This is a genomic window from Streptomyces sp. NPDC058008 (assembly GCF_042886395.1).
GTDB lineage: Bacteria > Actinomycetota > Actinomycetes > Streptomycetales > Streptomycetaceae > Streptomyces.
On the sequence record NZ_JBHVQX010000009.1, the window covers coordinates 120,126 to 140,159 of the forward strand.

Annotated in this window: 19 protein-coding genes and 1 pseudogene; 7 read left to right on the forward strand and 13 right to left on the reverse strand. The window is 74.9% G+C overall.

Annotated elements, in window-relative coordinates:
• Nucleotides 1–259: 259 nt before the first annotated feature.
• The 6 genes from ACFVS9_RS11610 to ACFVS9_RS11635 are packed head-to-tail and all read left to right on the forward strand — an operon-like array spanning nucleotide 260 to nucleotide 6,850.
• Nucleotides 260–1,435: an ADP-ribosylglycohydrolase family protein gene (locus ACFVS9_RS11610; protein ID WP_383118361.1), complete on the forward strand. Its 1,176-nt coding sequence runs from the start codon at nucleotides 260–262 to the stop codon at nucleotides 1,433–1,435.
• Nucleotides 1,371–2,567 carry an ADP-ribosylglycohydrolase family protein gene (locus ACFVS9_RS11615; protein ID WP_389931592.1) on the forward strand — a complete coding sequence of 399 codons (1,197 nt, stop codon included), beginning with the start codon at nucleotides 1,371–1,373 and terminating at the stop codon, nucleotides 2,565–2,567. Before ACFVS9_RS11610 ends, ACFVS9_RS11615 begins: the two co-directional genes overlap by 65 nt.
• A complete protein-coding gene (locus tag ACFVS9_RS11620; protein ID WP_389931594.1) occupies nucleotides 2,564–3,931 on the forward strand; it encodes an ADP-ribosylglycohydrolase family protein in 1,368 nt (455 codons plus the stop codon). Before ACFVS9_RS11615 ends, ACFVS9_RS11620 begins: the two co-directional genes overlap by 4 nt.
• A complete protein-coding gene (gene rbsK, locus ACFVS9_RS11625) occupies nucleotides 3,928–4,812 on the forward strand; it encodes a ribokinase (RefSeq protein ID WP_389931596.1) in 885 nt (294 codons plus the stop codon). Before ACFVS9_RS11620 ends, rbsK begins: the two co-directional genes overlap by 4 nt.
• Nucleotides 4,809–6,035: a CaiB/BaiF CoA transferase family protein gene (locus ACFVS9_RS11630; protein WP_383118351.1), complete on the forward strand. Its 1,227-nt coding sequence runs from the start codon at nucleotides 4,809–4,811 to the stop codon at nucleotides 6,033–6,035. Before rbsK ends, ACFVS9_RS11630 begins: the two co-directional genes overlap by 4 nt.
• Entirely contained in the window at nucleotides 6,032–6,850 is an 819-nt protein-coding gene (locus ACFVS9_RS11635) for an HpcH/HpaI aldolase/citrate lyase family protein (protein WP_383118350.1), read from the forward strand. Before ACFVS9_RS11630 ends, ACFVS9_RS11635 begins: the two co-directional genes overlap by 4 nt.
• A 67-nt stretch (nucleotides 6,851–6,917) precedes the next feature.
• Here ACFVS9_RS11635 and lgt read toward each other — a convergent pair whose 3' ends face one another.
• The 11 genes from lgt to hisI all read right to left on the reverse strand — a co-directional run bounded on the left by lgt (nucleotide 6,918) and on the right by hisI (nucleotide 15,873).
• Entirely contained in the window at nucleotides 6,918–7,934 is a 1,017-nt protein-coding gene (gene lgt / locus ACFVS9_RS11640) for a prolipoprotein diacylglyceryl transferase (protein WP_389931599.1), read from the reverse strand.
• Between the two features lie 106 nt (nucleotides 7,935–8,040).
• A complete protein-coding gene (locus ACFVS9_RS11645) occupies nucleotides 8,041–8,865 on the reverse strand; it encodes a DsbA family protein (RefSeq protein ID WP_389931601.1) in 825 nt (274 codons plus the stop codon).
• Between the two features lie 75 nt (nucleotides 8,866–8,940).
• Nucleotides 8,941–9,753, reverse strand: coding sequence for a tryptophan synthase subunit alpha (gene trpA / locus ACFVS9_RS11650; protein ID WP_389931603.1), 813 nt, complete (start codon nucleotides 9,751–9,753; stop codon nucleotides 8,941–8,943).
• Entirely contained in the window at nucleotides 9,750–11,030 is a 1,281-nt protein-coding gene (gene trpB, locus ACFVS9_RS11655) for a tryptophan synthase subunit beta (RefSeq protein ID WP_383117387.1), read from the reverse strand. The genes trpA and trpB overlap by 4 nt, the downstream gene beginning before the upstream one ends.
• A gap of 133 nt (nucleotides 11,031–11,163) precedes the next feature.
• Entirely contained in the window at nucleotides 11,164–11,340 is a 177-nt protein-coding gene (gene trpM / locus ACFVS9_RS11660) for a tryptophan biosynthesis modulator TrpM (protein WP_383117393.1), read from the reverse strand.
• Nucleotides 11,341–11,388: 48 nt separating this feature from the next.
• Nucleotides 11,389–12,198 carry an indole-3-glycerol phosphate synthase TrpC gene (gene trpC, locus ACFVS9_RS11665; protein ID WP_383117386.1) on the reverse strand — a complete coding sequence of 270 codons (810 nt, stop codon included), beginning with the start codon at nucleotides 12,196–12,198 and terminating at the stop codon, nucleotides 11,389–11,391.
• Between the two features lie 114 nt (nucleotides 12,199–12,312).
• Nucleotides 12,313–12,795 carry a DUF2752 domain-containing protein gene (locus tag ACFVS9_RS11670; protein ID WP_389931605.1) on the reverse strand — a complete coding sequence of 161 codons (483 nt, stop codon included), beginning with the start codon at nucleotides 12,793–12,795 and terminating at the stop codon, nucleotides 12,313–12,315.
• A 101-nt stretch (nucleotides 12,796–12,896) separates the two neighbouring features.
• The gene (locus ACFVS9_RS11675) at nucleotides 12,897–13,148 is read right to left on the reverse strand and encodes an HGxxPAAW family protein (protein WP_383117384.1); all 252 of its coding nucleotides are present in this window, start codon (nucleotides 13,146–13,148) and stop codon (nucleotides 12,897–12,899) included.
• Between the two features lie 95 nt (nucleotides 13,149–13,243).
• Entirely contained in the window at nucleotides 13,244–13,903 is a 660-nt protein-coding gene (locus tag ACFVS9_RS11680) for a TIGR02234 family membrane protein (RefSeq protein ID WP_383117383.1), read from the reverse strand.
• A gap of 84 nt (nucleotides 13,904–13,987) precedes the next feature.
• On the reverse strand, nucleotides 13,988–15,481 hold the full coding sequence (locus tag ACFVS9_RS11685) for an anthranilate synthase component I (RefSeq protein ID WP_389931608.1): 1,494 nt from the start codon (nucleotides 15,479–15,481) through the stop codon (nucleotides 13,988–13,990).
• Nucleotides 15,482–15,492: 11 nt separating this feature from the next.
• Nucleotides 15,493–15,873 (reverse strand): phosphoribosyl-AMP cyclohydrolase, encoded by a 381-nt coding sequence (gene hisI / locus ACFVS9_RS11690; protein WP_383117381.1) that lies wholly within the window; start codon nucleotides 15,871–15,873, stop codon nucleotides 15,493–15,495.
• Between the two features lie 84 nt (nucleotides 15,874–15,957).
• Between hisI and ACFVS9_RS11695 the strand changes: the two genes are divergently transcribed.
• Nucleotides 15,958–16,590, forward strand: coding sequence for a TIGR03085 family metal-binding protein (locus tag ACFVS9_RS11695; protein ID WP_383117380.1), 633 nt, complete (start codon nucleotides 15,958–15,960; stop codon nucleotides 16,588–16,590).
• Between the two features lie 367 nt (nucleotides 16,591–16,957).
• On the opposite strand, the pseudogene ACFVS9_RS11700 reads toward ACFVS9_RS11695, so the two are convergent.
• Nucleotides 16,958–18,487: pseudogene (locus ACFVS9_RS11700) on the reverse strand (cation acetate symporter); the annotation flags it as partial.
• Nucleotides 18,488–18,675: 188 nt separating this feature from the next.
• Nucleotides 18,676–20,016 (reverse strand): PucR family transcriptional regulator, encoded by a 1,341-nt coding sequence (locus ACFVS9_RS11705; RefSeq protein ID WP_383117378.1) that lies wholly within the window; start codon nucleotides 20,014–20,016, stop codon nucleotides 18,676–18,678.
• Nucleotides 20,017–20,034 lie beyond the last annotated feature (18 nt).

Below are 20,034 nucleotides of genomic sequence, written 5' to 3' on the forward strand. Positions count from 1 at the left end.
CCGTGACGTCCGCCGGCTCCGCACCGTCGGCCCCGGCACCACCCACCGCCGCCCCGCCGGGCCCCCAGCCCCCCGGGCCGGGTACTGCGGCTGCCGGTGTCCGGCGGGGCGCCCGGTGACCGCCGGCCGCCGCGCTTCCGCTTCGCGGGGCGTGCCCACCGCGCCGGCGGAGTCCGCCCCCCACGTGGCCGTCCGCATCTCCGCCGAACCGGCGGCCGGGAGCGCGGGTGCCCCCGGCAGGCGGGCCCGCGTCGAGGGGATGCTGCTCGGGCTGGCCGCCGGGGACGCCGCCGGGTGGCCGGCCGCGCGGCACCGGGCGGCCCGGATGCCGGAGTGGACGAGGCGGCTCACCCGGGAGCTGGACACCTTCGCCGAGCAGAACGCGACGACGACGCTGCCCGTGCCCATCGCCCTGAACCAGCCGCCGGAACCGCTTCGGCTCGGGCCGTCCGACGACGCCGAGTGGGCCGCGTTCGCCGCCAGGACGGTGCTGGCCGCCGCGGCCGACCACGCCCCGGACCTCTCCCCCGGCCAACGGATGCGGGACGCGATCGACCGGTCGTGGAACGCGCTGGCCGCGAAGGTCGCCGCCGCGAGCGCCCGTGCTCCCGAGGTCGAGTCGGCCGTCCTCCCGCTGCGGGCCCGGATCTCCGTACGGGCCGGGCTCGGCAACCTGGCCGCCGGACTGCGCCCGCCCGCCACCGGCCACGACAATCCCCACTACTTCGACGACGCCGCCTGTGTGCGGGCCGCCGTCCTCGCGGTCGTGCACCCCGGGGACCCGGCGTCCGCGGCGGAGCTCGCCGAGTTCGACGCCCGGTACACCCAGGACGGCGACGGGGTGCACGGCGCCCGTGCCATCGCCGCCGCCATCGCCGAGGCCCTCGCCGGGTCGGACGTGGAGACGGCGGTGGACGCCGCGCTCGACCGCCTCCCCGAAGGCACCGAGATCGCCCGCAACGCCGTCCACGCCGTGCGCCTGGCCCGGGAGTTCGCGGACGAGGCGGCCGGCGCCTTCGCGCTCGTCCCGGTACTGGAGCACCAGATCGTGGACCACGTCTACAGCTACGGGATCGCCGCGGCGGAAACCGTACCGGTAGCCCTCGCCCTGGCGACCGCCGCCCGGGGCGAGTTCGCGCAGGCCGTCCCGGCCGCCGCCTGCCTGTCCCGGGTCGCCGACTCGGCGCCCGCGCTCGCCGGGGCCCTCACCGGGGCGCTGGGCGGGACGGCGACCGTGCCCGAGGGGTGGCGGGAGGCGTGCAGGACGCTGGCCGGGTGCGCGCTGCCCCGCCTCGCCGGGACGGATCTCATCGAACTCGCCGGGCTGCTGGCAGCCACGGAACCGGCCACCCTGGGTGGACAATTCCGGCATGGCACACAAAACATCCGTACCGCTCGCGGCCGGCACGGCCACCACGGCGCTCACCCTGGATGAACGCGTCACCGGAGCCCTCGTCGGCGCGGCCGTGGGCGACGCCCTCGGCGGCCCGGTCGAGGGCTGGTCCCCCGAGCAGATCGCCGAGCGCCACGGCGGCCGGGTGACCGGCATCGTCGGCCCCTGGTACGGCGACGACTGGCGCACCGCGCGCCCCATCGCGCCGTACCACAAGGGCGACGGGCACGTCACCGACGACACCTTGATGACCCATGCGCTGATCCGGGTGTACGAGACGGTGCGCGACCATCTCGACGCGTACGCCGTCGCCGACCACCTCGTACCCGACCTGATGTCACGGCCCCGCTGGATCCCGGAGCTGGAGACCGAGGCGCTGCCCCTTCAGCGGATCTTCCTCGCCGAGAAGTGGATCGTCACGCGGCTGCACTACGGACACGCCGATCCCCGGGAGGCGGGCTCGGGGAACATCGTCAACTGCGGGGCGGCGATGTACATGGCGCCGGTCGGCCTGGTGAACGCGGCCCACCCGGAGGCCGCGTACGCGGAGGCGCTGGACGTCGCGGGCGCCCACCAGTCCTCGTACGGCCGGGAGGCGGCCGGGGTGCTGGCCGCCGCCGTCGCGGCCGCCTGTGTCCCGGGGGCGACCCCCGTCTCCGTCGTGGAGGCCGCCCTCGCCCTGGCCAAGGACGGCACCCGGTCGGCGATCGAGTCGGTGTGCGAAGTGGCCTCGCGCCACACGGACTTCGAGTCCGCGCTGGTGCCGCTGCGCGCCGCCGTCGCCCCCTTCGACACGGTCGGGCCCCACTACCGGGACCCCTCGCTCGGCGCCCGGCGGCCCTCGCGCCTGCACTCGGTCGAGGAACTCCCGGTCGCGCTGGGCATGCTGCTCGTCGGCGGGGGCGACTACCGCCGCACGGTGCTCGGCTCGGTCAACTACGGCCGCGACTGCGACTCGATCGCCACGATGAGCGGCGCCCTGGCGGGTGCGCTGCACGGCGAGGGGGCCGTCCCCGGGGAGTGGGTGAAGACGGTCGCCGAGGGCAGCCGCCTCGATCTGCACGCCCCGGCCCGGGCCCTCGCGGAGGTGGCCCGCGAGATCTTCGTACGGGACACGGCGCGGCGCCGCGCGCACGAGGAGGCGTTCGCGCTGCTGGCGGGCGACGGCCGGTGACCGTACGCCTGACCTGGGTGCAGCCCGAGGACCTGGTGGGACACGAGCTGCGCCAGGCCGCACAGGACGGCCGGGACGCCACGGACGTCGAACGGCGCTGGTACGCGGCCGGCGGGTCCCCGGCCCCGGAGCGTGCGGGGGCCTCGGTGCCCGCCGCGCCACGCCGGCTGCGGGTGCTCGCCGGGCAGCTGCTGGACGAACTCGCCCTGCGCGAGAGTCCGTTGGCCCAGGACGAGCCGACCGAACTGTCCGCGATCCGGGCCTCCTGCCCGCGCTGGCCGGCGCCGCGCGCCCGCCCGGTGGCCACCGGACCCGACCGTCTGCACGCGGCGTGGCTGGGCCGGGCGGCCGGCTGCCTCCTGGGCAAGCCGGTCGAGAAGCTGCCGCTGGCCGGTATCCGCGCCCTGGCCCGCGCCACCGGCAACTGGCCGCTCACCACCTGGTTCACGGCCCGGGGGGTGCCGCCCGCGCTGGCTGCCGCCCACCCGTGGAACCGGCGTTCGGCGGCCACCTCCCTCGCCGAGAACATCGACGGGATGCCGGAGGACGACGACCTCGACCACGCCCTGCTGACGGTGCTTCTGCTCCAGCGGCACGGACGCGGGTTCAGCACGTCCGACCTGGCCGGGCTGTGGCTCGACGAGCTCCCGGCGGGCCGCGTCTTCACGGCCGAGCGCGTCGCCTACCGCAATCTGCTCGACGGCGTCGAACCGCCGGACACCGCCCGGCACCGCAACCCGTTCCGGGAGTGGATCGGCGCCCGGATCCGGGCCGACGTGCACGGCTGGGTCCACCCCGGCGACCCGGGGGCGGCCGCGGAACAGGCCCACCGGGACGCGGTCCTCACCCACACGGCCAACGGGGTGTACGGGGCGATGTTCACCGCCGCCGCGCTGGCCGAGGCCGCCGGTGGCGAGACCGATGTGCACGGCTGCCTGGCGGCGGGGCTGCGAGTGGTGCCGCCCCGGTCCCGGTACGCGCACGCGGTGCGCCTGGGCATCGGGACGGCCCGCGCCGAACCGGACTTCGACACGGTCGTGGACCGGCTGCACGCGGTCTACGGCCCCACCCACCACTGGGTGCACGTCCTGCCGAACACGGCACTGCTCGCCGCCGCCCTCACCCACGCCGACGGGGACTTCGGCCGCTCCGTCTGCCTCGCCGTGTCCGGCGGCTGGGACACCGACTCCAACGGGGCGACGGCCGGCTCGCTCGCGGGGCTGCTGGCCGGCCGGGCCTCCGCGCTGCCCGACCACTGGACCGCCCCGCTCAAGAACCGCCTCGCCACCTCCGTGTCCGGCTTCGACGCCATCGGCTTCGACACCCTCGCGGAACTGACCCATCAGGAGGTACGCCGCCCATGACAGCGATCACGGTGCTCGGCAGCACCAACATGGACCTGGTCGCCTACGTCGCCCGGGCACCCGGGCGCGGGGAGACCGTCACCGGACGGGAGTTCCGGACGGTGCCCGGCGGCAAGGGCGCCAACCAGGCCGTCGCCGCCGCCCGCGCGGGAGGCGAGGTGGTGATGATCGGCGCGGTCGGGACCGACGAGTACGGCTCGGCGCTCCGCACCAACCTGGAGCACGCCGGGGTGGACACGGAGCTGCTGCACACCGTCGCGGGCCCCAGCGGCACCGCGCACATCGTCGTCGACGACGAGGGATCCAACGCGATCGTGGTGGTCCCCGGCGCGAACGGCACCGTGACCGGGCTCGGCCCCGGCGAGCGGGCGGCCGTCGCGGCGGGCGGCCTGCTGCTCCTCCAGCTGGAACTCCCCCTGGCCGCCGTCACCGAGGCGGCGCGGACGGCGAAGGCCCGCGGTGTGCGGACCATCCTCACGCCCTCCCCCGTACAGCCGCTGCCCGCCGGGCTCCTGGACGCCGTCGACCTGATCGTCCCCAACGAGCACGAGGCGGCCGCGCTCACCGGCTACGAGGAACCGCACGCAGCGGCCCGGATCCTGCTGCGCCAGGTCCCCGAGGTCCTGATCACCCTCGGCCGGAAGGGCTGCCTGTACGCGGCGCGGGGCGGCGAACCGGTCCTCTTCCCGGCCCCCGAGGTCATCGCGGTCGACACGACGGGCGCCGGGGACACCTTCGTCGGGACGCTCGCCGTGGCGCTCGGCGAGGGCAGGCCCGTGCCCGAGGCGGTGGCCTGGGCGTCCTCGGCCGCGGCGCTCTGCGTCCAGAGAGCCGGCGCCTCGACGTCCATGCCCTACCGAAGCGAGATCGATGCCGCGTGACCACTGCCGAACACCCCTCACGTCCCGGGACCCCCGCGACGCCGCCGCTGGCCGGCCTGCGGGTCCTGGACCTCGCCACGCTCTTCGCCGGGCCGCTCGCGGCCACCCTGCTGGGTGACTTCGGGGCCGAGGTCGTCAAGGTCGAGCACCCCCGGAAGCCCGATCCCTCACGCGGGCACGGCCCCGCGAAGGACGGCGTCGGCCTGTGGTGGAAGATGCTCGGCCGCAACAAGCGCACGCTGGCCCTGGACCTCTCCGCCCCCGGCGGCCGGGACGTGCTGCTGCGGCTGGCCGCGGAGACCGATGTCGTCATCGAGAACTTCCGGCCCGGAACCCTGGAGCGCTGGGGGCTGGGCTGGGAGGAGCTGCGCGCCGTCAACCCGCGCCTGGTGCTGGCCCGGGTCACGGGCTTCGGGCAGACGGGCCCCTACGCCCACCGGCCCGGCTTCGGCACGCTCGCCGAGGCGATGAGCGGCTTCGCCGCCGTCACCGGCGAACCGGACGGCCCGCCGACCCTGCCGCCGTTCGGCCTCGCCGATTCGATCGCGGCGCTCGCCACGGCGTACGCGGTGATGACGGCGCTGGCCGGACGGGACCGCACCGGGGCCGGGCAGGTGGTGGACATGGCGATCATCGAGCCGATCCTGACCGTGCTGGGCCCGCAGCCCCTCTGGTACGACCAGCTCGGCTACGTCCAGCCGCGGACCGGAAACCGCTCCCGCAACAACGCGCCGCGCAACACCTACCGCACCGCGGACGGCCACTGGGTGGCCGTCTCCACCTCCGCCCAGTCGGTCGCGGAACGGGTGATGCGCCTGGTGGGGCGCCCGGAACTGATCGAGGAGCCGTGGTTCCGCGCCGGCAGCACCCGGGCCGAGCACGCCGACGAACTGGACGAGGCGGTGGGCCACTGGATCGCCCGGCGCACCCGGGAGGAGGCCGTGGACGCGTTCGAGAAGGCCGAGGCGGCCATCGCACCGGTCCACGACGTGCGGGACGTGATGGAGAACCCCCAGTACCGGGCCCTGGGCACGATCACCGAGGTCGACGACCCCGAACTGGGACCGCTGAGGATGCAGAACGTGCTCTTCCGCCTCTCGGAGACCCCGGGGGCGATCCGCTGGGCGGGCCGGCCGCACGGAGCGGACACGGAGGAGATCCTGGCGGAGCTCGGCCTCTCCGCGCGGGCCGTCGCGGCACTGCGGGAGGAGGGCGCGCTGTGAGCGGCCCGGCGGTGGCCCTGACCTGGCTGTACGTGCCCGGGGACCGGCCGGGCGTCGTCCGCAAGGCGCTCGGTTCGGGCGCGGACGTGGTGATCGTCGACCTGGAGGACGCGGTCGCCCCCGACCGGAAGGCGTACGCGCGGGCCGCGACGGCGGAACTGCTGTCGGATCCGGTCACGGCGGACCCGGCGGCGGTGCCGGTCCACGTCCGGGTCCACGGCGAGGACGACGTGCGGGCACTGGCGGGGCTGCCGGGGCTGTCCGGGATGCGGCTGCCCAAGATCACCCACGCGGCGTCGGTGCACCACGTCGCGGCCCTGGCCCCGGGGGTGCCGCTGTATCCGCTGCTGGAGTCGGCCCTCGCGATCGAGCACGCCTACTCGATCGCCGGGGCCCACCACGCCGTACGCGGGATCGCGCTGGGCGAGGCGGACCTCCGGGCCGATCTGGGGGTGCGGGACGACACGGGCCTGGACTGGCCGCGCAGCCGTGTGGTGATCGCCGCACGGGCGGCCGGGCTCGATCCGCCCGTCATGTCGGTGTTCCCCGACGTCCGGGACCTGTCCGGGCTGAGGTCGTCCTGTGCCCACGGGAGGGACCTCGGCCTGCTCGGCCGGGCGGCGATCCACCCCCGGCAGCTGCCGGTCATCGAGCGGACGTTCCGGCCGACGGCCCGCGAGATCGACGCGGCGGAGCAGGTCGTCGAGGCGTCCCGGACCGAGGAGGGCGCGCAGGCCCTGCCGGACGGGAGGTTCGTCGACGCCGCGGTGGTGGCGAGCGCGCGGCGCACCCTCTCGCTGGCCCGGCGCCCCTGAGTGCCGCACGCGTGAGGGGGCCGCCGGACCTGTGCGGTCCGGCGGCCCCCTCACGGAACAGCGGGTGTCAGCTCCGGTCGGCCTTCTGCGGGGTCCCGTCGGCCTCCGGCGCCTTCTCCCCCGTACCGGAGGAGTCGCCCGTACCGGAGGAGTCGTCTTCGCTCTCCTCCACGTCGGCCCCGGCCTTCCCGGAGGCCTCCGCGTCGGCCTTCGCGCCGGTCGTCCCGGACGCGTCGGCCTCGGGCTCGGCGCCGTCCCCGGACGGCTCCGCCGCGGCGGGCTCGACGATCTCCTCGCGGCCCGGCCGCACCTTCGCCGAGATCACGATGTACGTCACGGCGAGCACGAACACGATGATCGCGGTCCACACGTTGAGCCGGAGGCCCAGCACGTGGTGCGCCTCGTCGACACGCATGTACTCGATCCAGCCGCGGCCCGCGCAGTACGCGGCGACGTACAGGGCGAAGGCCCGGCCGTGTCCGAGCTTGAAGCGGCGGTCGGCCCAGATGACCAGCAGGGCGACGCCGACGCACCAGAGCGACTCGTAGAGGAAGGTCGGGTGGTAGGTGCCGGCGACCCGGTTGGTGCCCTCGCTGATCTTCAGCGCCCAGGGCACGTCCGTCGGCCTGCCGTACAGCTCCTGGTTGAACCAGTTGCCCCAGCGGCCGATCGCCTGGGCGAAGGCGATACCGGGGGCCAGCGCGTCGGCCCAGGCCGGGAGGGGGATCCCGCGGCGGCGGCAGCCGATCCAGGCACCGACCGCGCCGAGCGCGATCGCGCCCCAGATGCCGAGGCCGCCCTGCCAGATCTTGAAGGCGTCCACCCAGTTCTCACCGTCGCTGAAGTACAGCTGGTAGTCGGTGATGACGTGGTAGAGCCTGCCGCCGACCAGGCCGAAGGGCACGGCCCAGACGGCGATGTCGGCGACGGTGCCGGCGGTGCCGCCTCTGGCGACCCAGCGCTTGTTGCCGAACCAGACGGCGACGAAGACACCGATGATGATGCAGAACGCGTAGCCGCGGAGCGGGATCGGGCCGAGCTCGATCACGCCGGTCGACGGGCTGGGAATGAAGGCAAGGTTCATGACGAGGTCGACGCTACCCTGCCGGACGGGACGTACGGCAAGCCGTCCGGCAACTTCTGGGTAACGAGCCCTCCGGCGGACCACCCGCCGGAGCGCCCCCGGCGGCCTACGAAGCCGACGGCGTCGCCCCTACGGTGCCCGGCTTCTTGCCCTTGTTCGCCTCTTCGACCCACTTCTTGATGTTGGCGGCGGAGATCTGCTCGTCGCCCTTCTTCGGGAAGATCGACTCGCCGTTGAGCAGCGCGGCCGGTGTCCCCTCGAATCCGCCCTCGGCGAACGCCTTGTTGGACTTCTGGACCCAGCTGTCGTGCGTGCCGTCCTCCACACAGCTGCGGAAGGCGGGGGTGTCCAGGCCGTCCACCTTGCCGGCCAGGTCGATCAGCTTGCTGTTCCTGCCGAAGGCGTCGTCGGTCTCCGCGGGCTGGTTGCGGTAGAGGACGTCGTGGTACGCGGCGAACTTCCCCACGTCCTGGGCGCAGCCGGCGGCGTTGGCCGCGCGCAGCGATCCGCTGCCGCCGAGGTTGCCGTCGATGATCGTGGCCAGGTGGTACTCCACCTTGAGCTGGCCGCTGTCGGCGAGCTCCGTGATCGTGTCGCGGAAGGCGTTCTCGAACTGGGCGCAGACCGGGCAGCGGAAGTCCTCCCAGATCGTGAGCGTGGACGGGGCGTCGTCGGCCCCGACCTGGAGGGCGAGTCCGTCCTCACCCATCGCCCCCGAGGGGGTGACGGCGGGGCCGGCCTCCTTGTCCTTGCCGCTCTTCCCGGCATTGGCGGCGACGACGCCGATCACGGCCGCGAGGGCCAGCACCCCCACCACGGCCGTCGAGACGATCAGCGTGCGGCGGCGGCGCTCCCGCGCACGGTCCTGCTCACGCTGCTGGGCCAGCCGCTCACGCGCGGCTCTGCTTCGGTCTTGGTTCTTCTCGCTCACATTGCGTGAACGAACCGGGGAGGCACGTCAGCGCCTCCCCGGTCCCAGGTCCACCCGTACGGATGACGGGCGCTGTCAGCGCTTTCGAACGCCTTCGGCCAGTTCGGCCGCCAGCGCGCGGACGGCGTCGAGGCCCGCCGCCTCGTCCGGGGCGTCCAGGATCCGCTTGACGAAGGCCGATCCGACGATCACCCCGTCGGCGAAGCCGGCGACCTGCCGCGCGTGCTCGGCGGTGGAGACGCCGATGCCCACGCAGACCGGCAGGTCCGTGGTGGCGCGGGTGCGCCGCACCAGGTCGCGGGCCTGCTCGCCGACCGATTCGCGGGTGCCGGTCACGCCCATCAGCGAGGCGGCGTACACGAAGCCGGAGCCGGCGGCCGTGATGGTGGCCAGGCGTGCGTCCTTGCTGCTCGGGGCGACGACGAAGACGGTGGCGAGGCCGTGCTTCTCGGCGTGCTCCCTCCACAGCCCGGACTCCTGGACCGGCAGGTCGGGCAGGATGCACCCGGCGCCGCCCGCCTCGGCCAGCTCGGCGGTGAAGCGCTCCACGCCGTACCGGTCGATCGGGTTCCAGTACGTCATGACGAGGATCGGCGCGCCCGTCGCCTCGTGGGCCTCACGGACCGTGCGCAGGATGTCGGCGATCTTGACCCCGCCGCGCAGGGCGATGTCGTCGGCGGTCTGGATGACGGGTCCGTCGAGCACCGGGTCGCTGTGCGGGAGTCCGACCTCGATGACGTCGGCGCCGCCCGCGACGGCCGCCTTGACGGCGGCGATGCCGCCGTCGACGGTCGGGAAGCCGCCGGGCAGGTAGGCGATGAGCGCCGCCCTGTTCTCGGACGCCGCCCGGGCGAGCGTCGATTCGAGGAGCTCTCGGTCGCCGCTCACCTGGTGACCTCTTCCTCTCCGTCGGCCACGTCGGCCTCGACGGCCGCGTCGGCGCCGTCGTACAGCCCGAAGTACCGCGCTGCCGTGTCCATGTCCTTGTCACCGCGGCCGGACAGGTTGATGAGGATCAGCCCGTCCTCGCCGAGTTCCCGCCCGACCTCCAGGGCCCCGGCCAGCGCGTGCGCGCTCTCGATGGCCGGGATGATCCCCTCGGTGCGGGACAGGAGCCGCAGCGCCCGCATGGCGGCGTCGTCGGTGACCGCGCGGTACTCGCCGCGGCCGCTGTCCTTGAGGTAGGCGTGCTCCGGGCCGATGCCCGGGTAGTCGAGCCCGGCCGAGATCGAGTACGGCTCGGTGATCTGGCCCTCCTCGTCCTGGAGGACGTAACTGCGGGAGCCGTGCAGGATCCCGGGCTCGCCCGCGGTGAGGGTCGCCGCGTGCTCGCCGGTCTCCACACCGTGTCCGGCGGGTTCGCAGCCGATGAGGCGGACGTCCGCGTCCGGGATGAAGGCGTGGAAGAGGCCGATGGCGTTGGAGCCGCCGCCCACGCAGGCGACTGCCGCGTCCGGCAGCCGGCCCGCGCGCTCCAGGATCTGACGGCGCGCCTCGACCCCGATCACCCGGTGGAAGTCCCGCACCATCGCCGGGAAGGGGTGCGGTCCGGCAACCGTGCCGAAGAGGTAGTGGGTGTGGTCGACGTTGGCGACCCAGTCGCGGAACGCCTCGTTGATGGCGTCCTTGAGGGTCCTGGAGCCTGACTTCACGGCGACGACCTCGGCGCCGAGCATCCGCATCCGGGCCACGTTCAGCGCCTGGCGCTCGGTGTCGACCTCACCCATGTAGATGGTGCACTCGAGGCCGAAGAGGGCGCAGGCGGTCGCGGTGGCGACACCGTGCTGGCCGGCTCCGGTCTCCGCGATGATGCGGGTCTTCCCCATGCGCCTGGTGAGCAGGGCCTGGCCGAGCACGTTGTTGATCTTGTGCGAGCCGGTGTGGTTGAGGTCCTCGCGCTTGAGGAAGACGCGGGCCCCTCCCGCGTGCTCGGCGAAGCGGGTGACCTCGGTCAGCGCGCTGGGGCGGCCGGTGTAGTCGGCCAGGAGGGCGTCGAGCTCGGCGGCGAAGGCGGGGTCGGCCTTGGCCTTGTCGTACTCGACGGCGACCTCGTCCACGGCGGCGACCAGCGCCTCCGGGATGAACTTGCCACCGAACGCGCCGAAATAGCCCTCGGCGCTGGGGATCAGACCCTCGGGGTCCGGGATGAAGAAGTCGGACGACATGCGACGTGCTCCTCGAATCGCAACGGGTGGTGTCACCGTATGCGCCGTGAGCGGGCCGCCACGCCGACCGGTGGGCGGTCGGGTGCGGTGGGCGTGCGGATCCCCCTGTCCGGGGGGCGACGGCCGGGGCTCGCTACGGCGCGGACCCCGTGCGCCATCGCATGCCGTTGACCTGTCCGGGCTCGTCGCCGATCACGTACCGCACCCGCCGGCCGTGCACGCGCCGTGCGGGCGCGCGGCAGCCGCGGGGGCGGCAGCCGCGCGCGAGCGGCGCGTGCGGGTCCCGGGCGCTCGCCCCGGCGGGGCGCAGGCCCGGCCGGACGCGGGCGGCGGGACGGTCGGCGGACACGGGTCGGGGTCAGCCCCGTCCGTGCCGGAGCGCCGGGTGGGCGCCGGCGGCGACCAGGTCGGCGACGGCGACCCGGGGGTCGCGCCCGGTGACCAGCGACTCGCCGACCAGCACCGCGTCGGCGCCGGCGTTGGCGTAGGCGATGAGGTCGTGCGGGCCTCGGACGCCGGACTCGGCGACCTTGACGATGTGGTCGGGGATCTCCGGCGCGACGCGTTCGAAGGTGGAACGGTCGACCTTGAGGTCCTTCAGGTTGCGCGCGTTGACACCGATGATCTTCGCCCCGGCGTCCACGGCGCGCTCCGCCTCCTCCTCGTCGTGCGCTTCGACGAGCGGCGTCAGGCCGATCGACTCGGCGCGCTCGATCAGCGAGACCAGGGCCTCCTGGTCGAGGGCGGCGACGATCAGCAGGGCGAGGTCGGCGCCGTAGGCGCGTGCCTCCCACAGCTGGTACGAGGTGACGATGAAGTCCTTGCGCAGGACCGGGATGTCGACCTTGGCGCGGACGGCTTCCAGGTCGGCGAGCGAACCGCCGAAGCGGCGCTCCTCGGTGAGGACCGAGATGACGGACGCCCCGCCCGCCTCGTAGTCCGCGGCGAGCGCGGCGGGGTCGGCGATGGCGGCAAGGGCCCCCTTGGAGGGGCTGGAGCGCTTGACCTCGCAGATGACGGTCACACCCTCGCCGCGCAGGGCGGCGACTCCGTCCTTGGCCCGGGGAGCGCGCGCGGCGCGTTCCTTGAGCTCGTCGAGGCTGACGCGCGCCTGCCGCTCCGCGAGGTCGGCGCGGACGCCGTCGATGATCTCGTCGAGCACACTCACGCGAGCGGCCCCCTTCCGAAGCGGTGATTGGGTACAGGATCAGCCGTCTCGATGGTATCCGCAGGAGGGCTCAGGGCCCGCATCCGGCGGCCCGGCGTCCCACGACCTGGTCATTCACGGTGCCAGTGCCGAGCCGAAGGGCAGGTTCCTGACCACGGAGAACACCACGAGCACGGCACCGACGGCCCACCAGTAACCGGGTGCGAGGGCGATCCGCATCGGCCGGCCCCGGGCGGCGCGGACCGCCCAGACGAGCCAGACCACGGCGAAGACGACGTAGCCGGCGACGGCCGGCGCGTTGGCGCCGAGGGCGGTGGCGAGGTCGCCGTGGGCGAAGGCGTGGGCGCTGCGCAGCCCGCCGCAGCCGGGGCAGAACATCCCGGTGAAGCGGAGCATGGGGCAGACGGGGTAGTGGCCGGGTTCGTTGGGGTCGACCGCGGCGACGTAGCCGAAGGCGCCGACGACGGCGGCCAGGACCCCTGCGGGGACGGCGAGCCGCCGGAGCCGGGAGGGCGGGGCGGGAGCGGGCGGAGGGCCCGGCGGGGGCCCGGGGGCCGGGTCGGGGGCGGCGGCTGCGGGAGAGGTCGAGGCGTCCACGCGGTGATTGTCCCCGTTCACGCGGTGAGGCGCAGCCCGGTCCGGGCCGCGCCTCGCGTCGTGTCCTGGGTCCCGGCGCCCGCCGGGGCCGGGGTGGCCGTTCAGACCGTGATCTGGGCCTGGGAGGCGCGGGCCCTGGCGGCCGCCATCTCGGCGGACTCCTTCGGCATGCCGAGGCCGGCCATCTTCATGGCGAGACCGACGACACCGCCGAGGGCGGCGACGGCGACACCGGCCCAGAAACCGAGCGTGTTCGCCGCGACCATGAAGAGGCCCGCGATGCAGAAGCCGATGAACGAGATGATGACACCGGTCCAGGCGGCCGGGGTGTGTCCGTGGCTGCTGCCCGCCATGAGTTGCTCCTAGTTGGTGTTGCGCTGAGGGTGTCGCTGCCGGAAAGGCTCGGTCCCATTGTCCCGTACGTGCCGGGGGACGTGAGGCTGGGGGGTCATGCCTCGCGCGTCGGGTCCTCGCCGCGGTCCAGGGCCTTCCACAGTTCCTCGGGCCGCTCGGGGTCCGGGGCGGTGCGGGGTGCCTTGCGGGGGCGGGGGGTGCCGTCGCGTTCGTACCGTCCCGACATGGCGGGCCAGCGGCTTCCGTAGCGCAGGGCGAGCAGTCCGGCGAGCAGGATCAGCAGCCCGCCGGCCGCGGTGACGTAGGGCCAGGCGGTGTGGCTGAGGGCCTGGACGGTGGCCGAGGTGTCGCCGGTGGTCTGCGCGGCCCGCTCGTCCAGGGCGGCGCGGTCGGAGGCACCGGCGTAGGCGCTGAGCCCGGCGCCGAGGCCGCTGAGGGCCAGCAGTCCGGCGACGATCACGCGGCCGCCGCTGCGGACGGCGAAGACCGCGACCAGGGCGGCGAGGCCGACGACGGCCAGGGCCGCCGGGAGGCCGGTGACGTCCTGGCCGTCGGCGCTGAGGGGCAGGATGCCGCCGCCGACGGCGGCCTTGCCCTCGGCCCAGGTCTGCCCCGAGGCGAGGAGGACGACGGTGGCGCCGGCGGCTCCGAGGAGCAGGCCTGCGGCCAGGCTCCGGCGGCTTCCGGCGCTGTCGGGCGCGGAGGCGGCTCGGGCACGGGGCTGGGGTACGGGGACAGCACTCACGTACTCCACTATCCCCTACCGGCCCGGCGGCCCCCGAGGCGGTTCGCCCGTGGCCGGCCCGGTGCTCCCCGGGCCGGTCCGTCCTCCGCCGTCTCAGTGGCCGCCGAGCCGGTTCGCCGTGTGCACGGCCCGCAGGACCGCGGCGGCCTTGTTGCGGCACTCGGTGTCCTCGGCGACCGGGTCGGAGTCCGCGACGACGCCCGCGCCGGCCTGCACGTACGCGGTGCCGTCGCGGAGCAGGGCGGTGCGGATGGCGATGGCGGTGTCGGAGTCCCCGGCGAAGTCGAGGTAGCCGACGCAGCCTCCGTACAGGCCCCGGCGGGTGGGTTCGAGCTCCTCGATGATCTGGAGGGCGCGGGGCTTGGGGGCGCCGGAGAGGGTGCCCGCGGGGAAGCACGCGGTGAGGACGTCGAAGGCGCTGCGGCCCTCGGCGACGCGTCCTGTGACGGTGGAGACGATGTGCATCACGTGGGAGTACCGCTCGACCGACATGAAGTCGACGACCTCGACGCTGCCGGGCTCGCAGACCCGCCCCAGGTCGTTGCGGCCGAGGTCGACGAGCATCAGGTGCTCGGCGCGTTCCTTCGGGTCGGCGAGGAGTTCGTCGGCGAGCGCCTGGTCCTCCTGCGGGGTGGCGCCGCGGTGCCGTGTCCCGGCGATCGGGTGGACCATCGCCCGGCCGTCCTCGACCTTGACGAGCGCCTCGGGGCTGGAGCCGACGACGTCGAACCCGTCGAAGCGGAAGAGGTACATGTAGGGCGAGGGGTTGGTGGCGCGCAGGACCCGGTAGACGTCCAGCGCGGAGGCCGTGCACGGCGTCTCGAAGCGCTGGGAGGGGACCACCTGGAAGGCCTCGCCGGCCCGGATGCGCTCCTTGACGTCCTCGACGGCGTCCATGAAGGCCTGGCCGCCCCAGAGCGCGGTGTAGGGCGGGAGCTCGGAGGGCGGCAGGGCCGCGGGGGTGTTCTCCACCGGCCGGGACAGGTCGCGCTCCATGGCGTCGAGCCGGGCGACCGCGTCCGCGTGGGCCTCGTCGACGCCGGTGTCCAGGTCGTTGTGGTTGATCGCGTTGGCGATCAGCAGGACGGTGCCGTTGCCGTGGTCGAGCACGGCGAGGTCCGAGGTGAGCAGCATGGTGAGCTCGGGGAGCCGCAGGTCGTCGCCGCCGTGCTCGGTGATCCGCTCGAGGCGGCGGACGACGTCGTAGCCGAGGTAGCCGACCATGCCGCCGGTGAAGGGCGGCAGGCCGTCGTCGCCGACGAGGTCACGGGGGGTGTGCAGGGTCTCGACGGTGGCCCGCAGCGCCTGGAGCGGGTCGCCGTCCGCGGGGACGCCGACGGGCGGGGTGCCGAGCCAGTGGGCCTGTCCGTCGACGCTGGTCAGGGTGGCGGCGCTGCGTACCCCGATGAAGGAGTAGCGGGACCAGGTGCGGCCGTTCTCCGCGGATTCGAGGAGGAAGGTGCCGGTGCGTTCGGCCGCCAGCTTGCGGTAGAGCCCGACCGGGGTGTCACCGTCCGCGAGGAGCCGGCGGCTGACGGGGATGACACGGCGGTCGACGGCGAGCTTGCGGAAGGTCTCGAGATCCATGGCGGGTGACCTTATCGGGGCGTGGAGAGCGGGAGGACGTCCTTGTCGAAGCAGGTGCGGGCGCCGGTGTGGCAGGCGGCGCCCGTCTGGTCGACCTTCACCAGGACGGTGTCGGCGTCGCAGTCCAGCGCGACCGACCTGACCTGCTGGGTGTGGCCGGAGGTGTCCCCCTTGACCCAGTACTCCCGGCGGCTGCGGGACCAGTAGGTGCAGCGGCCGGTGGTGAGGGTGCGGTGCAGCGCCTCGTCGTCCATCCAGCCGAGCATGAGCACCTCGCCCGTGTCGTACTGCTGGGCGATGGCCGGGAACAGTCCGTCCGGGCCGCGCTTGAGGCGGGCGGCGACGGCCGGGTCGAGATTGCTGGCGGGCGGGGAGCCGGGCGTGCTGGTCATGGGCCCATTGTGCCGCGCCGGGCAGGGCCGTCCGGCCGTGCGTCCACTGGGCGGACCGCGGGCGGCGGCCGTACGCTGGCGGGCATGTCGACCCATGCGAAGCGTGAACGTCTCCTGCTCGCCGACCTGTTGGAAGCGGCGGGTCCCGAGGCCCAGACCCTGTGCGACGGCTGGAAGACCCGTGACCTGGCCGCCCATGTCGTGGTGCGTGAACGCCGCGCGGACGCGGCGGGCGGGATCGTGCTGGGCGCCCTGAAGAACCGGCTGGAGCGGGTCCAGGCCGAATTCGCCGCCAAGCCGTACGAGGAACTGATCCAGCTCATCCGTACGGGTCCGCCGCGGATGTCGCCCTTCGGCCTGAAGCAGCTGGACGAGGCGGCCAACACGGTCGAGTTCTACATCCACGCGGAGGACGTGCGCCGGGCGCAGCCCGACTGGTCGCAGCGGGAGCTCGACCCGGTCTTCGCCGACGTGCTCTGGTCGCGCACCGAGAAGACGGCCCGGATGCTGGGCCGCCGGTCGCCGGTGGGCGTCGTGCTGCGGCGTCCGGACGGCCGGACGGCGGTGGCCCACAAGGGCACGCCGGTGGTGACGGTCACCGGGGAGCCCGGCGAGCTGCTGCTGTTCGCCGCGGGCCGGCAGGACGCGGCACGGGTGGAGCTGGACGGCGACAAGGACGCGCTGGCCCGGCTGCACACGGCCGAGCTGGGCCTGTAGGCCGTAGGCCGGCGGGCGGGCCCGTACTCCCCGGTACGGGCCCGGCCCGCGTCCCGAGCTCAGGCGCCGGTCCGGACGCGTGCGGGTGCCCAGCGGGCCCGGTGGCGGTGCCGCTCACCGGGGCCGCTGGGCACCCGCCCCGGCCGACGAGGCCGAGGAGGAATCCGGCCGGGATGGTCACGAGGCCGGGGGTCTGGAGCGGGAAGACGTCGAAGTCCCACTCCGGGAAGAGCGCGACGGGGGTGCCGGAGAACGCCGGTGACAGGATCATGAGGACCCCGATCAGCGGAAGCGTCCCGTAGACGGTCCACCGCACCCCGCGGGCGTCGAAGCGCGGCCTGAACAGGGCGTACAGCAGGACCGGCGGCAGGACCGAGGCCGCCGCCGCGAACGACAGGGACAGCAGCACCTGGGGGTTGCGGTCGTGGGTGCACGCCGACAGGAGGACGGCGGACGCCCCGATCCCGGCGACGGCCAGCCGGGCCCGCCGGATCTCCGCGCCGGAGGCCCTGCCCTCGCCCCGGGCCCCGGACTTCGGGGTGAAGTCGCGGGCCAGGGACGAGGCCGCGGCCAGGGTGATCCCGGCGACGGCGGCCAGGGTGGTGGCGAACGCGGCGCAGGCCACGAGCGCGAAGAGGGGGCTGTCCCGCGGTCCGGCCGCGCCGGGGTCCAGTGCGCTGGTCACCATCAGCAGGGCGGTACCGCCGGCCGGGTCGGCGGCGTGCAGCAGGTCCCGGCCCACCAGCGCGGAGGCGCCCAGTCCGACGACGACGATGCCGGCGCACAGCAGGGCGACCGGGGTCACGGCCCAGAATCCGGCCCTGCGGGCGGTCCGGGCGTCACGGACCGGGTGGAGGCGCATCATGATGTGCGGCATGCAGGCGGCGCCGAGCAGGAGGGTGGCCTGGAAGCCGATCAGGTCGAGCCCGCCCGCGAGCCCGTGGCCGAACTGCAGCCCGGGGCGCGCGTAGTCGCCGCCCGCACCGCTGCCGGCCCGGGCGGCCTCGAAGAGGGCGGACGGGGACCAGCCGAAGCGGGCGAGGACGAGTCCCGCGAGCAGGGTGACCGCCCCCAGGACGACGGCCACCTTGAGGATCTGGATGTAGCCGGTGCCGCGCATGCCGCCGAACGCGGAGTAGCAGACCATCAGCGCGCCGCTGGCCACCGTGCAGCCGGTGAGGGCGCCGTCGGGGAGCCCGAACATGGAGGCCATGACGCGCCCGGCGGTGGTGAGCTGGACGAGCAGCAGCGGGGCCAGGACGACGAGGGTGGCCACCCCGAGGGCCCGGCGTACGGACCCGTCGCCGAGCCGGTCGGCGAGGAAGTCGCCCAGGGTGAACACGCCCTTGCGCCGCAGGCGTTCGGCGAACAGGCGCATGACCAGGATCAGCGAGGCGACCGTCGCCAGGGCGAACAGCAGCCCGTCGAAACCCGCGAGGGCGACGGATCCGGTGGTGGAGAGCAGCGTGGCGGCGGAGACGTAGTCCCCGGCGATGGCCAGTCCCGCGCCGACGGGGCCGAGGGTCGCGCCGCCCGCGTAGAAGTGCTCCGGGTCGTCCTGGTCGGCGGCGGCGAGTCCGCACAGCAGCAGGGACACGGCGACGAAGCCGAGGAAGATGACCACGGCGAGCGACCGGGCGTCGACCGCGCCGCTCACCGGGTCCGCTCCGCCGGTACGGGCCCGTGGAGGGCAGCTGAAGACATGCGCGCCATGGCACCAGCCGGGGCGCGGGCGGCACAGGGGGCGGGCGCGGGGCGCGGCGCCGGTACAGCCCGCCCGGCGCAGGACTGTGCGCGGGCACAACACCTGTCGGCGGGAGCCGGACCGGGCTGCCGCCGACGGAGGCCGCCGCCCGGTTCCGGCGTGGTGCGCCGGCGGCCTGCCGCGCCCGGTCACCGCCCGCCCCGGCAGCGCGTGCCCTGCCGTCCTCGGGCCGCCCGCGCGGCCACCGCCGGTCCGCGCCCCGCCGTGCGCTGCCGCCCGCGCCCCACCCGGCCACCGCCCGTCCGTGCCGTGTCGCGTCGGCGTCTGGCCACCGGTCCTCGGTCCTCGGTCCTCGGTCCTCGGTCTTCGGCCCGGGTGTCTCAGTCCGCCAGGAGCCGTCGCGCCGCCAGGGCCAGGGTGACCTCGACCGCGTCCGAGGGCCGGGTCAGACAGCGGCCCGTGAGCTGTTCGAAGCGCCGGAGCCGGTTCAGCACGGTGTTGCGGTGGCAGTAGAGCCTCGCCCCCGCCCGCTGCGCCGAGCCGTCCGAGTCGAGCCAGGCGGTCAGCGTCTCGACGAGTACGTCGCGGTCCGCCGGGTCGAGCCGGTCCAGCGGGCCGAGGACCCGGTCGGCGAGCGCCGTTCCGAGGCCGGGTGAGGACACGACGAGCGCGGCGGGCAGGTGTTCGTCGAGCAGGACGGTGCCGCCGGACGCCGGGCAGGCCCGGAGCGCCGTCTCGGCGAGGCGCCGCGCGTCCCCGACGGAGGCGAGTCCGTCGACCACGGAGCTGATGCCGACGCGGGTCCCCGGAGGCGCCGTCAGGCCCCGGGCGAGTGCGCGGAGCCGGCCGTCCGTGTCCGCGACGGGACCGGCGGAGGGGGTGTTCCCGCTCTCGCCGTCGTACCGCTGCTCCGCCGCGGCCGTCCCCAGCGGCAGGATCGCCAGCTCCACCTCCCCCGCCGGGTACCAGAGCGCGGCCGTGGTGCCGTCCAGGTCCAGCGGCGGGCGCCCGGCGCCGTGCGGGGCGCGGCGGGCGGCGGCGGCCGCGAGGACCGCGTACCGGCCCTGCACGGGCAGCCCCAGCACCGCCGCCGCGTCCGGCAGGTCGGCGATGCGGGCGGTGCCGTCGAGCAGGGCCGCCGTCAGCAGGCGCTGCTGGTTCTCCCGGCGCCAGGAGAGCCTGCGCTCGGCCTGCCGGTACGCCTCGGCGACGACACCGCAGTGCTCGTCGACGAAGTTCCATACGTCGGCGGCGACATGGACCAGCAGCCGGGTGTCCTCGGGGTGGCGCCGGGCCGTGTCGTCGACCAGGTCCTGCCAGACCATGGCGCCGCCCATCCGGAAGGCGTGCATGACCGCGTCCAGGGGTACGCCCTGCTCGGCCCGGCTCTCGCCGATCCACCGGGAGGTGCGGTGGGCGGCCTCCCGGAACTCCCGGGGCTGGATGAGGGAGGCGACGTTGTGCCGCAGCGAGTGGTGGACCTCCTGCCAGATCTCGGCGGGCTCGGTCTCCATCGCGGCGCGGTAGGCGGGCTCCTGCTCCCGCAGCGCCTCGACCAGACGGTCCGTCAGCTCGGGCAGCGCCTCCAGCAGCACCCGGGCCGCCCGGTGGAGCACGGCCACGGCCTCACGGTCGGCCAGCGAGCGGGCGCGGAGCGGCGACGGCGTCACGGAGGGCGGTCCGTGCAGCGCCCTGATCCGTGAACGTACGACCTGTGGCATGGCGGCCTCCACCGGGAA

Excerpts from the sequence above, each read along its gene's own strand:
- ACFVS9_RS11675 (WP_383117384.1), bottom strand. The coding sequence starts at position 13,148 with ATGGCGGGCAGCAGCCACGGACACACCCCGGCCGCCTGGACCGGTGTC.
- ACFVS9_RS11695 (WP_383117380.1), top strand. The coding sequence starts at position 15,958 with ATGTCGACCCATGCGAAGCGTGAACGTCTCCTGCTCGCCGACCTGTTG.
- ACFVS9_RS11705 (WP_383117378.1), bottom strand. The coding sequence starts at position 20,016 with ATGCCACAGGTCGTACGTTCACGGATCAGGGCGCTGCACGGACCGCCC.
- lgt (WP_389931599.1), bottom strand. The coding sequence starts at position 7,934 with ATGAACCTTGCCTTCATTCCCAGCCCGTCGACCGGCGTGATCGAGCTC.
- trpB (WP_383117387.1), bottom strand. The coding sequence starts at position 11,030 with ATGTCGTCCGACTTCTTCATCCCGGACCCCGAGGGTCTGATCCCCAGC.
- ACFVS9_RS11610 (WP_383118361.1), top strand. The coding sequence starts at position 260 with ATGCTGCTCGGGCTGGCCGCCGGGGACGCCGCCGGGTGGCCGGCCGCG.
- rbsK (WP_389931596.1), top strand. The coding sequence starts at position 3,928 with ATGACAGCGATCACGGTGCTCGGCAGCACCAACATGGACCTGGTCGCC.
- ACFVS9_RS11685 (WP_389931608.1), bottom strand. The coding sequence starts at position 15,481 with ATGGATCTCGAGACCTTCCGCAAGCTCGCCGTCGACCGCCGTGTCATC.
- hisI (WP_383117381.1), bottom strand. The coding sequence starts at position 15,873 with ATGACCAGCACGCCCGGCTCCCCGCCCGCCAGCAATCTCGACCCGGCC.
- ACFVS9_RS11615 (WP_389931592.1), top strand. The coding sequence starts at position 1,371 with ATGGCACACAAAACATCCGTACCGCTCGCGGCCGGCACGGCCACCACG.